Raw genomic sequence first — 15105 nt, forward strand, 5'->3', positions numbered from 1 at the left:
CGGACAAAACCGGCGTTCATCGGGCGACGGGCGGCGCCGCATGCAAAAAACGCACCAAAACTGTGCAGACGTCAAAAAAAGCCGGGTGCACTCGCACACCGGCTCTGTTCAGCCCGTGCGCACGCACACGGCCGCTACGTACCATCCAGCGGGCTAAAGAATATACCTGCCTGAAACTTGTGATTCAAGAATTTTTTGCGCTGCGGTAAGACTATGATGATTCAATGAATTTCGCCTACGGCGAAGAGCCGGCGATGCTCCTTCATTGCATAGCGATCTGTCATGCCGGCGATGTAGTCGGCGATCGCCCGCGGCTGGTCGGCCCGGGCGCGGAGCTGGTATTGCGGCGGCAGCAGCCTGACGTCGCTCATGAATGCGTCGAACAGGTCGCGCACGATGCGCCGCGCCTTGTCGGTCATCCGCAACACCTGGTAATGCAGATAGAGCTGGTCGCGGAGAAAAGCCTTCAGTTCCCGAAGCTGCGGCAACAGCGCGTCGGAGTACGCGACGAGGGGCGGCGCCCGGTACACGTCGGCGAGAGTGACGATGCCGGCGGCAGCGATGTTCGAGCGGGTCTTGTCGATCAGGTCGAGCGCCATCGCGTTGATCATGCGCCGGATCGTTTCGTGGATCAGCTTGCGCCCGGCGAGCTCCGGCCACTGCGCTTCGACTTCCCGCCTGCGGGTCGCGAAGATCCCGACCGCGTCGAGGTCGGCGAGCGAAATGAGGCCCGAACGCAGGCCGTCATCGACGTCGTGGTTGTTGTACGCGATTTCGTCGGCGAGGTTCGCCAGCTGCGCTTCGAGCGAAGGCTGGGTGCCTTCGATGAAGCGCCGCCCGAGCTCGCCGAGCTGCGCGGCATTGGCCCGTGAACAGTGCTTGAGAATGCCTTCGCGCGTTTCGTAGGTGAGGTTGAGCCCGTCGAACGCCGCATAGTGCTCCTCGAGCACGTCGACGGTGCGCAGTGACTGGAGATTGTGTTCAAACCCGCCGTACGCCTTCATGCACGCGTTGAGCGCGTCCTGTCCGGCGTGGCCGAAAGGGGTGTGTCCGAGGTCGTGCGCAAGAGCGATGGCTTCGGCGAGGTCCTCGTTGAGCGCCAGCACGCGCGCGATCGTGCGCGTGATCTGCGCGACTTCGATGCTGTGCGTGAGCCGCGTGCGAAAGAGGTCGCCTTCGTGATTGACGAACACCTGCGTCTTGTATTCCAGCCGGCGAAACGCCGTGCAATGGACGATGCGGTCGCGGTCGCGCTGGAACTCGCTGCGTATGCCCGGCGACGGCTCGGCGTGGACGCGTCCGCGCGAATTGCCTTCGCTGACCGCATAGGACGCGAGCGCGATCACCCGCAACGCGCCTCGATCGACGCGCCGATCACGTCCGGCGCCGCATCTGCATGAAGCACCGCCTTGCCGATCGAGCGCAGCAGGACCAGGCGCAGGCGCCCCTCTTCGACTTTCTTGTCGTTCGCCATCAGCTCGAGATAGGTCGCGACCGGCAGCGGCGGTCCGAGCACCGGCAGTCCGGCGCGCACGTGCAGCGCTTCGATGCGCGCGACGTCGGCAGCGCTCAACCAGCCCAGCCTGCGCGACAGCTCCGCAGCCATCATCGTGCCGGCAGCGACGGCTTCGCCGTGCAGCCAGTTGCCGTACCCCATGCCGGTCTCGATCGCATGGCCGAACGTGTGGCCGAGATTGAGCAGCGCGCGTTCGCCCTGTTCGGTTTCGTCTGCCGCGACGACTTCGGCCTTGTTCGCGCACGAACGCTCGATCGCGAACGCGAGCGCTTCGGGTTCGCGCGCGAGCACGCGCTCGAGGTGCGCTTCGAGCCAGTCGAACAGCGCCGGGTCGCGGATCAGCCCGTACTTGATCACTTCGGCGAGGCCGGCTTTCAGCTCGCGGTCCGGCAGCGTGTCGAGCGTTGCAGTGTCCGCAAGCACGACGCGAGGCTGATAGAACGCCCCGATCATGTTCTTGCCGAGCGGATGGTTGATGGCGGTCTTGCCGCCGACCGACGAATCGACCTGCGACAGCAGCGTCGTCGGAACCTGGATGAACGGCATGCCACGCTGGTACGTCGCCGCGGCGAAACCCGCCATGTCGCCGACCACGCCGCCGCCGAGCGCGATCAGCGTTGTCGAGCGCTCGCAGCGCGTCGCCAGCAGCATGTCGAAGACGAGATTGAGCGTCTGCCAGTTCTTGTGCGACTCGCCATCGGGAAGGATGACCGCGTCCACCCTGACGCCCCCCGCCTCGAGCGCGCGCTGCAGCCGCGCCAGGTAAAGCGGACCGACGACGTCGTTCGTGACGATCGCGACCCGCGCCGTCCTGAGGAAAGGCCGGATCAGGCTGGCATCGTCGAGCACGCCCGGTCCGATATGGATCGGGTAGGCACGGTCTCCGAGGGCGACGTTCAGTGTTCGCATGTTTTCTTGTGGAAATTCTGGATCGCTTTCTCGACCTGCCTGACCATTCCGCCCGGGTTGCCGCGCCCGCCATCGACGATGATGTCGGCGACTTCACGATACAGCGGATCCCGTTCGCGATACAGGCTCTCGATGCGCTCGCGCGGGTTCGACACCTGCAGCAGCGGCCGGTTGCGGTCGTTGCGCGTACGTTCCCACAGCACCTGCGTCGGCACGTTCAGGTATACGACGATGCCGCGCGCCGCCAGAACGGCACGGTTCGCCGGATCGAGCACGACTCCGCCGCCGGTCGCCAGGACCAGTCCCGTCTCATGGCTGAGCTCGTCGAGGAGCTGGCTCTCGCGACGCCGGAAACCCGCTTCTCCCTCGATTTCGAAGATGGTCGGGATCTTCACGCCGGTGCGAGCTTCGATTTCGTGGTCGCAGTCCACAAAGCGCATCTGATGCCGCTTCGCATACTCGCGTCCCACGGTGGTCTTTCCGGCACCCATCATGCCCACGAGAACGACTAACACGAAACCAGCATCCGAAACGTTGCGGGATCGGGCCCGCGCCCAGTGACGAGCACGCGAGCCTAACGCAGCGTCAGTGAGTCCGCAACTATCCGCGGTGTGATGAAGATCAGCAGTTCGGAGCGATTCGAGATCTTCGTCGTATTGCGAAACAGCGCACCGACGACCGGGACTTCACCGAGCAACGGAATCCGGGCGACCGAATCCGTTTCCTCCTCCTCGTAGATGCCGCCGATGACGACCGTGCCGCCATTCTCGACGAGCACCTCGCTCTGGATGTTCTTCGTTTCGATCGGCGGCACGCCGTTCACGCTACGGGAAAAGTCGGGACGATCCTTATGCACGATCACGAACAACTGCACGCGACCATCCGGCGTGATCTGCGGCTTTACTTTCAGCGACAGCACGGCTTTCTTGAACTTCGTGCTCGTCGCTCCAGAACTGGTTGACTCTTGGTACGGGATTTCCGAACCCTGCTCGATCGCCGCTTCGACCTGGTTCGCGGTCAGCACGCGCGGGCTTGAAATCACCCTGCCGCGTCCGTCCGACTCCAGGGCCGACAATTCCAGGTTCAGGAAGCGGGTCGCGGCGTTGTTCCACAACACTGCGGACAGCAGGCCCGATCCCGTCTGCGCAGGAAGGTTTACATTCAGACCGCCCGGCACTGCCGTCACCGGACTCTCCGCGTCGAAAGTTCCGGTTCCGACAACTTGCCCGGCATTCGCGGCCGTGCTTTCGAGACCGCCGCCGATTGTCGCCCGCCTGATCGGCCGGCCGTTCGCGTCGAACCCTACCGTCCTGCCGCCGACGCCGCCGACTCCGAGGCGCACGCCGAGGTCGCGCGCAAAGTCTTTGTTTGCCTCGACGATGCGCGCCTCGATCATGACCTGGCGCGGCAGCAGGTCGATTTCTCCGACGAGCCGCCGGATGGCATCGAGGCGCGACACGACGTCGGTGACGAACAGCTTGTTGCTGCGCTCGTCCATCACGACGCTGCCGCGCTTGGACAGCATCGTCTGGTCCTTGCTCTTCAGGAAATCGAAAATCTCTTTCGCCTTGTGGTAATTGATCTGGAAGCTCTCGGTCTGGACTGGCTCGAGGTCGCCGATCTGGGCCTGCGCCTCGAGCTGCAGCTTCTCGCGCATCGCGAGCTCTTCGCTGGGCGCAATCCAGATCACGTTGCCCGTCTTGCGCATGTCCAGGCCCTTCGCCTGCAGGATGATGTCGAGCGCCTGGTCCCACGGCACGTCCTTCAAGCGCAGCGTGAGGTTGCCCTGGACGGAGTCGCTGGTGATGATGTTGAAGTTCGTGAAGTCCGCGATGACCTGCAACACCGACCGGACGTCGATGTTCTGGAAATTCAGCGACAGCTTCTCGCCGCTGTACTGGCCGCGGCCGCCCTGGACCAGCTTGTTCGGATCCTCGACGACGCGCCGCACTTCGAGGACGAACTGGTTGTCGCTCTGGTACGCGTTGTGCTCCCACAAGCCGGTCGGCGCGACCAGCAGCCTGACGTTGTCGCCTTGCGGTTGGGCGGTCATCGACGTGACCGGAGTGGCGAAGTCGGTGACGTCCGAACGCCGCCGCAGGTGTTCGGGCAAGGACGTCCCGAGGAACTCGACGACGAGGTTTTCGCCTTGCCGGCGGATGTCGATGCCCGTCTCCGGACTCGACAGCTGCACGGCGATGCGCGCTTCGCCGTCCTTGCCGCGACGGAACGTGATGTCCCTGATGCTCCGCGTTTCAGCTGCGGCATCCTCTGCTTTCGGCGCCGCGAAGTTCGCCAGCGCCTGCGACACCGGCGTCGAGGCCACCGCATCGGGCGCGATCGGCGACAGCGTGATGATGACGTTGCGCCCTTCGACGCGCGCCTCGTACGGCGTCGCACGGGTCAGGTTGAGGACGAGCCGCGTGCGGTCGCCCGCCTGGACGATGTTCGCGCTGCGCAGGTCCCCCTGGCCGATGTCCTGCTGCGTGCGCCCGAGTCCGTTCGCGGTGCCGCGAAAGTCGAACGCGATGCGGGGCGGAGTCGCGACGCTGAAACTCGGCGGCGGGCTCGCCGGCGGTTTCGTGAGCGTGAGCCGGACATAGACGCTGCCGCCCTGCCGGGAAACCTCCATGCCCTCGATCCGGTTCGACATCTCGGCCACCGCTGCCGGCGCCTGGGCGAGCGCCATCGGGACGGTCGCCATCAGCGCCAGCACTGCGTAAAACAGCGCCATCATGCTCTTGCGTTTCATCGTTTCGCCTCCTGGCGCTCCTGCAACAGCAACTTGCTGGTGCGTTCCACCCAGTCGCCATCCAAGTCTTCAACGAGTTCTTTCAGGGTGAGCTCAGCGTCGGAAATGCCGCTCACCACACCGAAGTTCTGTCCCATGTAGTTGCCGACCCTGACCTGGTAGAGGCTCTTGTCGACTCGCACCAGTGCGTGCACCCGTTCGCCCTGCCGCATCACGCCCACGAGTTCGAGCGACTCGAGCGGAAATGCCTCGAGCGGTTCGCGCCGGCGGTTCAGGTCCGGTCCGCTGCCCGGCCCGTTTTTCGTTTCGGGCTCGAGCCGTTCCGGGGCGAACGGGGGTGTCCGGTCGGCCACGGTATATTCGACGACGGGAAAAGGCCTGACTTCGGGAAGCGGCTTGACCGAGCTGCGCATCCCTTTTTCCTGCTCCGTCATCCAGCTCCGGATGTCTTCCTGGTCGCTCGAACAGGCCGCGAGCACCGCCGCGCAGGCGAGAATCAGAAGGCGCTTCATAGACTTCTCACTCACTTGCGTCCCTTGGCGCTTTCGGCGGCCTTGGCCTGCTGCCGCTGCAGGGCGAGCTCCTCCTCGTCCAGGTAACGGTAGGTCGTCGCCCGGGCGTCGAGCTTGAGCGTTCCGTCCTTCTGCCCTTCGATCGCGATATTGTTCAGCGTGACGATGCGGGGCATGCTCGCCACGTCCTCGGCGAACGTCCCCAGGTCGTGATAGGCGCCGACGATGCGCACTTCGATCGGCATCTCGGCGTAGAAGTCCTTGACCACTTCGGCGCCGGGCTTGAACAGCTCGAACTGCAGCCCGCGCCCGAGCCCGGCCTGATTGATGTCGGAGAGCAGCGAGTCCATTTCCGCGCGGTTCGGCAGCTGCTTGAGGAGTGCGCCGAACTGGCGATCGGTTTCCTCGAGCTGAAGCTTGTAGGCGTCGAGATTGACGGCCAGCTTCTTCTTCGAGACCCAGCTCTGCCGCAGCTCGGCCTCCTCGGTCTCACGCGTCTCGAGCAGCGCGGCCTGGTCGCGCCAGTCGAACCACCAGGCTGCCGCGACCGTCGCGACCAGCAGCGCGACGAATACCGCGATGCGCGGCGCAAGCGGCCAGGCACCGGGATCGTTCGGGTCGAGCCCGCGGAAGTCCTGGGACAGGCGTTCGAAGTCGATTTGCCGCAGCCTGTCGAGTTTCACGGCTTCGCCCTCTTGTCTTCTTCGGCCGACGGGCTTTCGATGCCGATGTTGAGCGCGAACTCGCTGACGCGGCGATTGTTCAGCGTTGCCGATTTCACTTCGACCAGCCCCGGCTGCTCGAGAAACGGCGACTCGTCGAGATTGCGCATCAGGTGCGAGACACGCGAGTTCGACTGTGCATACCCGAGCAGCCCGATTTTCGGGCCGTTCTGCTTGATCGATTTCAGATACACGCCCTCCGGCATGTGCACGGCGAGTTCGTTCAGCAGGTGCACGGACTGCGCGCGCGTGCCCTGCAGCGACTCGATTACCTGCTTGCGCGCGACGAGCGCGTCGATCTGCTCGCGCAGGCGCTTGATCTCGGCGATTTCGGCGTCGAGTTTCTTGATTTCCGCGCTGAAGAAAGCGTTCCTTTGCTCCTGGCGCTCGACGCGGTCGACCATCACGACATGCACGAGCAGGCCGATTGCCAGGCCCGCGCTGACCATCAGGGCGGAAAAGACGTAGAACTGCTGGCGCCGCTCGCGGCGCTTCGACTCGCGGTGCGGCAGCAGATTGATTCGAATCATGGATCGAATCTCCGGAGCGCCAGTCCGCATGCGACCATCAGCGACGGGGCATCGGCAAGCAGGTTCCTGGCCCTCACGCGCGGCGACAGCGACATGGCGGCGAAGGGATTGGCGACGGTGGTGTCGACCTGGGTTCTGCCGCTCACGACTTCCGGCAGTCCCGCAATGACGGCACAGCCGCCCGCCAGCACGATCCGGTCGACCTGGTTGTACTGGGTCGATGTGAAGAAGAATTGCAGCGCCCGCGAGACTTCGAGCGCGAGGCTGTCCATGAACGGGCGCAGCAGGTCGCGCTCGTAATCTTCCGGCAGCCCGCCGGCGCGTTTCGCGGCTTCGGCGTCATCCGGGCTCATGCCGTACTGCCTGGCAATCTCCTGCGTGAGCTGATTGCCGCCGAACGCCTGCTCGCGGAAATAGATCTGCTGGCCGTTGCGCAGCACCGTGACATTCATGACGTTGGCGCCGATGTCGACGACTGCGACGATCAGATTCGCCGCGCCTCCGGGCAACTGTCGGGCGACGAGCTCGAAAGCCGCTTCGGCGGCAAAGGATTCGACGTCCACGACCACCGCCTTGAGGCCTGACGCCTCGACGACCGCGACGCGATCCTCGACTTTTTCCTTGCGCGACGCGGCGATCAACACCTCGACTTCGTCCGGACTGGCCGGCGAGGGGCCGACCGTCTGGAAATCGAGATTGACTTCGTCGAGCGCGAAGGGGATGTACTGGTTCGCCTCGGACTCGACATGGATCTCCATTTCCTGGTCCCGCAGCCCGGCCGGCAGAATCATTTTCTTCGTGATCACCGCGGACGCGGGCAGCGCGACCGCGACCAGCCTGACGCCCGAGCCCATGCGGCGCAGCGCGCGGCGGATCGACTCGCTGACGCCATCGATGCTGTTGATGTTGCCGTCGACGACCGCGTCGCGAGGGAGCGATTCGATCGCGTAGCGCTCGATCCGGTAGCCTTCCTTCTCGCCCCCCGACAGCTCGACCATCTTCACTGATGAAGATGAGATATCGAGCCCAGCCAGCTGGCGTACCTTAGGACGAAACAGGGATAGGTCGATCACAAGGAAAAAGCCTTGAATTTCTTCATGTTACGTACGATCGTCGAACAGATTCCAGGATGCTAGCAACAAGGGTGAAAGGTGTAAAGAAGTGTAACCCGGAAGGTGGCGCAAGGGCAGCCGGAACCGGCGCGTAGGCGGGCGATCGTATAATCGTTTCCCCACACCCTAATCTGGACTTTCGATGCGTTGGGTTTTCTACCCCGTTGCCGCGCTGATCGTTTTGGTCATCCTCGGCGTTGCAACCCTGGGAGCGATGTCTGCACTGGTCTGGCCAAACCTCCCGTCGCTGCGGGCGCTGACCGATTACCGCCCCAAAATTCCGCTCAGAGTATACACGGCGGACGGCCACCTCCTCGGCGAATTCGGCGAGGAACGGCGCGCGGTCGTGCGGATCGAGGCCGTCCCGATGCAACTCAAGCAGGCGATCCTCGCGGCGGAGGACGAGCGCTTCTACGAGCATCCGGGAATTGACGTGATCGGCATCGGCCGGGCAGCGCTGGCGAACGTGGTATCGGGCGGGCGCGGACAGGGCGCTTCGACGATCACGATGCAGGTCGCGCGCAACTTCTTCCTTTCGCGCGAAAAGACCTACAACCGCAAGCTGTACGAAATCCTGCTCGCGCTGAAGATCGAACGCAGCCTGGCCAAGGACCAGATTCTCGAGTTGTACATCAACCAGATCTACCTCGGGCAGCGGGCCTACGGCTTCTCGACCGCGTCCAGGACGTACTTCGGCAAGTCGCTGCAGGAGCTCACGCTTCCCGAGTCGGCGATGCTCGCCGGGCTGCCGAAGGCCCCTTCCGCATACAACCCGATCGCGAACCTGCGCCGCGCGACGCTGCGCCAGCAGTATGTGTTGCGCCGCATGGTCGAAGCCGGCTACATCGACAACGAGACCTACGAAAAGGCCCGCGACACTCCGCTGCAGATCACGACTGCGCGCTCCGCAACGAACCCGATGCGCGGCGATTACGTGTCGGAGATGGCCCGGCAGATCGCCGTCGAGCAGTTCGGCGATGAGGCCTACCACGCCGGCATCCGCATCATCACGACGGTGATGCACGAAGACCAGGTCGCGGCGCATCGCGCGGTGCGCCAGGGCGTGCTCGATTACGACCGCCGCCGCGGCTACCGCGGCCCTGAAGGCTTCGTCGATCTCGCCGGGGTCGCAGCCAACGACGAGGAGCGCCTCGACGAGTTGCTGTCGGAGTTCGAGGAGTACGACGACCTGCTCCCGGCGCTGGTTCTCGAGGCTTCGCCGAAGCGCGTCCGCGTCTATCGCCACGGCGAAACGATCACGATCAGCGGCAGCGGACTGAGTTTCGCGGCGCCGATGCTCAACCAGCGCGCGCCACAGAGCAGGCGGATCCGCCCGGGCGCCGTCGTTCGCATCCGCGACAACGGCGAGAAAGGCTGGGAAATCCTGCAGGTACCCGAAGTCCAGGCGGCGCTGGTGTCGCTCGACGCGAACACCGGCGCGGTTCGGGCGCTGATCGGCGGCTTCGACTTCGGCCACAGCAAGTTCAATCACGTGACGCAGGCATTGCGCCAGCCGGGCTCGAGCTTCAAGCCGTTCATCTATTCGGCCGCGCTGGAGCGGGGTTTTTCGCCGAGCAGCGTCGAAGACGACGCGCCGCTCTTCTTCCCTGCCGGCGTCACCGGCAGCAAGGACTGGGAACCGCGGAACTACGACGGCAAGTATGACGGACCAATGACACTGCGCGACGGCCTGGCGCGCTCGAAGAACATGGTCTCGATCCGCCTGCTGCAGTCGATCACGCCGCACTATGCGCAGGACTACGTCACGCGCTTCGGCTTCGACGCGGAACGCCATCCGCCGTACCTCACCATGGCCCTGGGCGCAGGCAGCGTGACGCCCTGGGAAATGGCGGGAGCCTATGCCGTGTTCGCCAATGGCGGCTACCGCATCGATCCGTACATCGTGAAGGAGATCATCGACGGCGACGGCCGCGTGGTGGCGAAAGTCGATCCTCCGGTCGCCGGCGAAAGCGCCCCGCGCGTCATCGACCCGCGCAATGCGTGGCTGATGAATTCGATGCTGCAGGACGTGATCCGGCGCGGCACCGGCACCCGCGCCCTGGCGCTCAAGCGCGGCGATCTCGCCGGCAAGACCGGCACCACGAACGATTACGTCGATGCGTGGTTCACCGGCTACAACCCCGACCTCGTCGCCGTAAGCTGGATGGGCTACGACCAGCCGCGCAATCTCGGCCGCGGCGAAACCGGCGGTTCCGCCGCCCTGCCGATATGGGTGAACTACATGCGGACGGCGCTCAAGGGAGTCCCGGAAAAGGCCCTCGCGCAGCCCGACGGACTGCTCGCGATCCACTTGCAAGGCAGCGGCCGCGAAGAGTACATCTACCGCGAAAACCTGCCGTCGCAGCCGCTGGAGGTTCCGACGCTGCCCGTCGGGCTCTTCCCGCCGGCCGAAGCGCCCGACGAGGCAGTGCCAGTGCCGCTCGCCTCGCCGGTCGAACCCATCTACGCTCCCGCGCCGGTCGTCGAACGCACGCCGACGCCGGTGAAGCGCTGAGCGGCCCGGGCCCTGTTCAGCCTCAGCCAGCCGAAAGGCTGACGGCGACTCCGGACTGCTGTCGCACCAGTTCGGACAGCATCGCGTACAGTTCCGCCCCGTCGCGCGTCGCCAGCCAGCGACCGCTGTCGGGGCGGAAGTGGAAGCATCCCGACTTCGCCGCGACCCAGATCTCGCGCGCCGCCGTATGGCGGTTGATGATCATCTTCGTGCCGTTCTCGAACTCGATCTCGAGCACGCCGCCAGGCTTCGGTTCGATGTCGATGTCGGCGCCGCAGCTTTCGAGGGCGGCTTCGATGCGCGCGAGTTCCGCATCGGCAAGAGCGTTGAATGCGGCTTCTTCCATGATCTCTCCTTCTGTTAGGATTCCCGTTTTTCCGATCGGCGACACCATGCGAGCGACTCTCATTGCGGCGGTGCTGGGCAGCACGCTGTTCCTGTCCGGGTGCGGCATCAAGGGGCCGCTGTACCTGCCCGAGATTCCGGTCGCACCGCCGCGTGCGGCACCCGCGATCGACGCCGATCATAGCAAAGCCTCTTCCGCCCCGAGCGACTCGAAATGAATTCCGACTTTCCGATCCCCACGCTGCGCCCCGGCCCCGACGGGCTGCAGATCGAAGACGTTCCGCTCGCGGCGATCGCCGAGCGCTTCGGCACGCCGATCTACGTCTATTCGCGCCAGGCACTCGAGCAGGCTTTTGACGCGTACCGTCACGCGCTCGCCGGACGCCGCGCGCTGGTGTGCTACGCCGTCAAGGCGAACTCCAACCTCGGCGTGCTCGCAATGTTCGCAAAACTCGGCGCCGGGTTCGACATCGTTTCGGGCGGCGAGTTGTCGCGCGTGCTGGCGGCGGGCGGCGACCCGGGCAAAGTGGTGTTTTCCGGCGTCGGCAAGAGCGGGGCCGAGATGCGCGAGGCGCTCGCGGCCGGCATCCGCTGCTTCAACGTCGAATCCGAGGCCGAGCTGGAGCGGCTCGACATGCTCGCGGGCGAGCTCGGCACGCGGGCGCCGATCGCGCTGCGCGTGAACCCGGACGTCGACCCCAAGACTCACCCCTACATTTCCACCGGACTGAAGAACAACAAGTTCGGTGTCGCGTTCGACACCGCGCTCGCGCTGTACCGCCGTGCCGCGGGGATGGCGAATGTCCGGATCAGCGGCATCGCCTGCCACATCGGGTCGCAACTCCTGGACTCCGGGCCGATCGCCGAAGCGGCCGAAAAAGTGCTCGGACTCGTCGATGAGCTCGCAGCGGAAGGGATCCATCTCGACCACATCGATCTCGGCGGCGGCCTCGGCATTCGCTACCGCGACGAGGCGCCCCCGTCGGTCGCAGCCTATCTCGCGCCGCTGCTGCGCCTGCTCGACGGCCGCAGCGAGGAGCTCTGCTTCGAACCGGGCCGCTCGCTGATCGGCAACGCCGGCCTGCTGCTGACCCGCGTCGAATACCTGAAGCCGGGCGCCGAGCGGAATTTCGCGATCGTCGACGCGGCGATGAACGACCTCGCGCGCCCCGCCCTCTACGACGCCTATCACGAAGCGGTCGCGGTGGCGCCGCGCGACGTGCCGGAATGCAATTACGAGATCGTCGGGCCGATCTGCGAAAGCGGCGATTTCCTCGCGCACGACCGCCCGTTGGCCGTCGCGGCCGGCGACCTGGTCGCGCTGCTGTCGGCCGGCGCATACGGCATGGCGATGAGTTCGAACTACAACACGCGCCCGCGCGCCGCCGAAGTCATCGTCGACGGTCCCCGCACACACCTCGTGCGACAGCGCGAAACAGTGGAGTCGCTCTACGCGCTGGAGTCGCCGCTACCCTGAAAAGGGGCCGCGCCGGGACTCTTCGATCAGCGCCCGGCCGAACGCTTTCCAGGCCGGCCCGCCATGCGTGTGCAGGCCCGTTTCAGCACTCTCCGTCATCGTGCGCAGCATCAGGACCGCGAACGCGAACAGCTCTCCCCTCGCCTTGTGCTGCGGGTCCGGATCGTGCAACAGCGCGGTGGTATGCTCGGCGCCGCCGTCGAGCGCCTCGCGCGCGAGCTGCCGCATCGCCGCCGCGTCCGCCCAGTCGAGCCCGAGCAGGATGCCGCGCTTCAGGATCTCGCGCTCGAGTTCGATCGCATCGCGCGCAAAGTGCTCGAAGCCGCTCATCGCGCCGCCCTCCCGGTGACGCTTCCGTCACCGCGCGCGCCTCCCCGCCGCTCACCGCCGGCGAGATCATCGAGGCAGCGCGCGAGCGCATCCTCCCATCGCGGCATGACGATACCGAAGCGCGCCTGCAGCTTGCCCGGGGCGAGGCGTGAATTGGCCGGCCGCGCGGCCGGCGTCGGATAGGCGGACGAGGGAATCGGCGTCACCGCGGCGACTTTCAGGCCGATGCCGGGCAGTTGCGCTCGCGCGGCGGCGAAGATTGTCTCGGCAAAACCGTGCCAGCTGGTCTCTCCGCGGGACGCGAGATTGAACACTCCCGACGAGAAACTGTGCTGCTGCCGCTCCGCCTGCGCCCGGGCGACCGCAAGCGCCGTCGCATCGGCAATGTTGCGCGCCCAGGTCGGCGCGCCGATTTGATCCGCGACGATTTGCAGGCTGTCGCGCTCGCCTCCCAGACGCAGCATCGTGCGCACGAAATTGCCGCCGCGCGCCGCGAACACCCAGGTCGTACGGAAGATCAGGTGGTCACAACCGCTTTCGCGAATTGCGAGCTCGCCCGCGAGTTTGCTGCGGCCGTAGGCGTTGATCGGCGCGACCGGGTCGTCCTCGTCGTACGGCGCGGGCTTTGTGCCGTCGAACACGTAGTCGGTCGAGTAATGCACCAGCAGTGCACCGCTACGCTTCGCGACGCGGGCCAGTTCGCCCGGCGCGGCGCCGTTGATCAGCGTCGCCGCCGTCTCGTCGCTTTCGGCGCGGTCGACGGCGGTGTAGGCCGCGGCGTTGACGATGACGTCCGGCGCGAGCTCCCCAATCAGCGCTGCGAGCGCAGCCGGCCGGGACAGATCGCAGCGGCTGCGGTCGAGCGCAATCACATCGCCGAGCGGCATCAGGCTGCGCGCGAGTTCCCAGCCGACCTGGCCGTTCGCGCCGGTCACCAGCAGCTTCATTCGAACACCTCGCAGGCGGCGAGCGGCTTGCCTTCGCGGTCCTTCCCCGACAGCAGCGGGGCGTCGAGCGGCCAGTCGACACCGACCGCCGGGTCGTTCCACAGCAGGCAGCGCTCGTGCTCCGGCGCGTAATAGTCGGTGGTCTTGTAGAGAAAATCGGCCGATTCCGACAGCACGACGAAGCCGTGCGCGAAACCGGGCGGAATCCACAGCTGGCGGTGGTTGTCCTCGGACAGCTCCACCCCTGCCCAGCGGCCGAAGCTCGGCGACGCCCGGCGCAGGTCGACCGCGACGTCGAACACCGCGCCGCGCACGACCCGCACGAGCTTGCCCTGCGGCTGGCGGATCTGGTAGTGCAGGCCGCGCAACACGCCGCGCGCCGAGCGCGAATGGTTGTCCTGCACGAAGGTCTCGTCGAGCCCGGTCGCGTCGCGAAAAGCCCGCGCGTTGAAACTCTCGAAAAAGAAGCCGCGCGCATCGCCGAACACTTTCGGCTCGATCATCAGCACGTCGGGAATCGAGGTCGGCACGGCCTTCATCAGAACACCCGCTCGTCGAGGAGCCGCTGCAGATACTGGCCGTAGCCGTTCTTCGCCAGCGGCCGGGCGAGCGCCTGCAGCTGGTCGGCATCGATCCAGCCCGCGCGCCACGCGATTTCCTCCGGACACGCAATCTTCAGCCCCTGGCGCTTCTCGATCGTCTGGATGAACAGGCTCGCGTCGAGCAGGCTCTCGTGCGTGCCGGTGTCGAGCCACGCATGGCCCCGCCCCATGACTTCGACATCGAGCGCGCCGGCCTCGAGATACTCGCGATTGACATCGGTGATCTCGAGTTCGCCGCGCGCGCTGGGCCTGAGCGAGCGGGCGATGTCGACGACGCGCTCGTCGTAGAAGTACAGGCCGGTCACCGCGTAACGGCTCTTCGGCCGCGCCGGCTTCTCCTCGAGGCTCACCGCCCGGCCGTCGGCGTCGAATTCGACGACGCCGTAGCGCTCCGGATCGTGCACCGGATACGCGAACACCGTCGCACCCTGCGCCCGCTGGCCCGCTTGCCGCAGCGAGTCGGAAAATTCGTGGCCATAGAACAGGTTGTCGCCGAGCACCAGCGCCGAGCGGCCGCCGGCGAGGAACTCCTCGCCGATCAGGAAGGCCTGCGCGAGCCCGTCCGGGCTCGGCTGCACCGCATACCGCAGGCTCAGCCCCCAGCGCTTGCCGTCGCCGAGCAGCTGCTCGAAACGCGGCGTGTCCTGCGGCGTCGAGATGATCAGGATGTCGCGGATGCCGGCCAGCATCAGCGTGCTGAGCGGGTAATAGATCATCGGCTTGTCATAGACCGGGAGCAGCTGCTTGGATACCGCGAGGGTGGCCGGATGCAGCCGGGTGCCGGAACCGCCGGCGAGGATGATGCCTTTGCGTGCGCTCATCGCGTCAAGTCCTTC

Annotated in this window: 16 protein-coding genes; 3 read left to right on the forward strand and 13 right to left on the reverse strand. The window is 65.8% G+C overall.

Annotation, left to right across the window (positions count from 1 at the left end; all coding sequences use genetic code 11):
- Positions 1-221: 221 nt before the first annotated feature.
- The 8 genes from pbN1_RS07170 to pbN1_RS07205 form a co-directional block, all read right to left on the reverse strand.
- Entirely contained in the window at positions 222-1346 is a 1125-nt protein-coding gene (locus tag pbN1_RS07170; protein ID WP_169201792.1) for a deoxyguanosinetriphosphate triphosphohydrolase, read from the reverse strand.
- On the reverse strand, positions 1343-2425 hold the full coding sequence (gene aroB / locus pbN1_RS07175; protein ID WP_169201793.1) for a 3-dehydroquinate synthase: 1083 nt from the start codon (positions 2423-2425) through the stop codon (positions 1343-1345). The genes pbN1_RS07170 and aroB overlap by 4 nt, the downstream gene beginning before the upstream one ends.
- Positions 2413-2919, reverse strand: a complete 507-nt coding sequence (locus pbN1_RS07180) for a shikimate kinase (protein WP_169201852.1) — start codon at positions 2917-2919, stop codon at positions 2413-2415. Before pbN1_RS07180 ends, aroB begins: the two co-directional genes overlap by 13 nt.
- 80 nt (positions 2920-2999) lie before the next feature.
- On the reverse strand, positions 3000-5177 hold the full coding sequence (locus pbN1_RS07185; protein ID WP_210147689.1) for a type IV pilus secretin PilQ: 2178 nt from the start codon (positions 5175-5177) through the stop codon (positions 3000-3002).
- Positions 5174-5689, reverse strand: a complete 516-nt coding sequence (locus pbN1_RS07190; protein WP_169201794.1) for a pilus assembly protein PilP — start codon at positions 5687-5689, stop codon at positions 5174-5176. The genes pbN1_RS07185 and pbN1_RS07190 overlap by 4 nt, the downstream gene beginning before the upstream one ends.
- Positions 5690-5700: 11 nt before the next feature.
- Entirely contained in the window at positions 5701-6372 is a 672-nt protein-coding gene (locus pbN1_RS07195; RefSeq protein WP_169201795.1) for a type IV pilus inner membrane component PilO, read from the reverse strand.
- Positions 6369-6941 (reverse strand): PilN domain-containing protein, encoded by a 573-nt coding sequence (locus pbN1_RS07200; RefSeq protein WP_169201796.1) that lies wholly within the window; start codon positions 6939-6941, stop codon positions 6369-6371. The genes pbN1_RS07195 and pbN1_RS07200 overlap by 4 nt, the downstream gene beginning before the upstream one ends.
- The gene (locus tag pbN1_RS07205) at positions 6938-8014 is read right to left on the reverse strand and encodes a pilus assembly protein PilM (RefSeq protein WP_169201797.1); all 1077 of its coding nucleotides are present in this window, start codon (positions 8012-8014) and stop codon (positions 6938-6940) included. The genes pbN1_RS07200 and pbN1_RS07205 overlap by 4 nt, the downstream gene beginning before the upstream one ends.
- 181 nt (positions 8015-8195) lie before the next feature.
- Between pbN1_RS07205 and pbN1_RS07210 the strand changes: the two genes are divergently transcribed.
- Entirely contained in the window at positions 8196-10568 is a 2373-nt protein-coding gene (locus pbN1_RS07210) for a penicillin-binding protein 1A (protein ID WP_169201798.1), read from the forward strand.
- A 22-nt stretch (positions 10569-10590) separates the two neighbouring features.
- Here the strand turns inward: pbN1_RS07210 and cyaY are convergent, their stop codons facing one another.
- A complete protein-coding gene (cyaY, locus tag pbN1_RS07215) occupies positions 10591-10914 on the reverse strand; it encodes an iron donor protein CyaY (protein ID WP_169201799.1) in 324 nt (107 codons plus the stop codon).
- 46 nt (positions 10915-10960) lie between these two features.
- Here cyaY and lptM point away from each other — a divergent pair, with 46 nt between their 5' ends.
- Both lptM and lysA read left to right on the forward strand, forming a co-directional pair.
- Entirely contained in the window at positions 10961-11131 is a 171-nt protein-coding gene (gene lptM / locus pbN1_RS07220; protein WP_169201800.1) for an LPS translocon maturation chaperone LptM, read from the forward strand.
- Entirely contained in the window at positions 11128-12390 is a 1263-nt protein-coding gene (gene lysA, locus pbN1_RS07225; protein WP_169201801.1) for a diaminopimelate decarboxylase, read from the forward strand. The genes lptM and lysA overlap by 4 nt, the downstream gene beginning before the upstream one ends.
- On the opposite strand, the gene pbN1_RS07230 is transcribed toward lysA, so the two are convergent.
- Genes pbN1_RS07230 through rfbA form a run of 4 tightly spaced genes read right to left on the reverse strand, consistent with a single transcriptional unit; the run spans position 12382 to position 15090 of the window.
- Positions 12382-12720: a hypothetical protein gene (locus pbN1_RS07230; protein WP_169201802.1), complete on the reverse strand. Its 339-nt coding sequence runs from the start codon at positions 12718-12720 to the stop codon at positions 12382-12384. The two genes, lysA and pbN1_RS07230, sit on opposite strands and share 9 nt — an antisense overlap.
- Positions 12717-13667 (reverse strand): dTDP-4-dehydrorhamnose reductase, encoded by a 951-nt coding sequence (gene rfbD, locus pbN1_RS07235; protein WP_169201803.1) that lies wholly within the window; start codon positions 13665-13667, stop codon positions 12717-12719. The genes pbN1_RS07230 and rfbD overlap by 4 nt, the downstream gene beginning before the upstream one ends.
- On the reverse strand, positions 13664-14206 hold the full coding sequence (gene rfbC, locus pbN1_RS07240; protein ID WP_169201804.1) for a dTDP-4-dehydrorhamnose 3,5-epimerase: 543 nt from the start codon (positions 14204-14206) through the stop codon (positions 13664-13666). The genes rfbD and rfbC overlap by 4 nt, the downstream gene beginning before the upstream one ends.
- Entirely contained in the window at positions 14206-15090 is an 885-nt protein-coding gene (gene rfbA, locus pbN1_RS07245; RefSeq protein WP_169201805.1) for a glucose-1-phosphate thymidylyltransferase RfbA, read from the reverse strand. Before rfbA ends, rfbC begins: the two co-directional genes overlap by 1 nt.
- Positions 15091-15105: the final 15 nt, after the last annotated feature.

The organism is Aromatoleum bremense (assembly GCF_017894365.1).
GTDB lineage: Bacteria > Pseudomonadota > Gammaproteobacteria > Burkholderiales > Rhodocyclaceae > Aromatoleum > Aromatoleum bremense.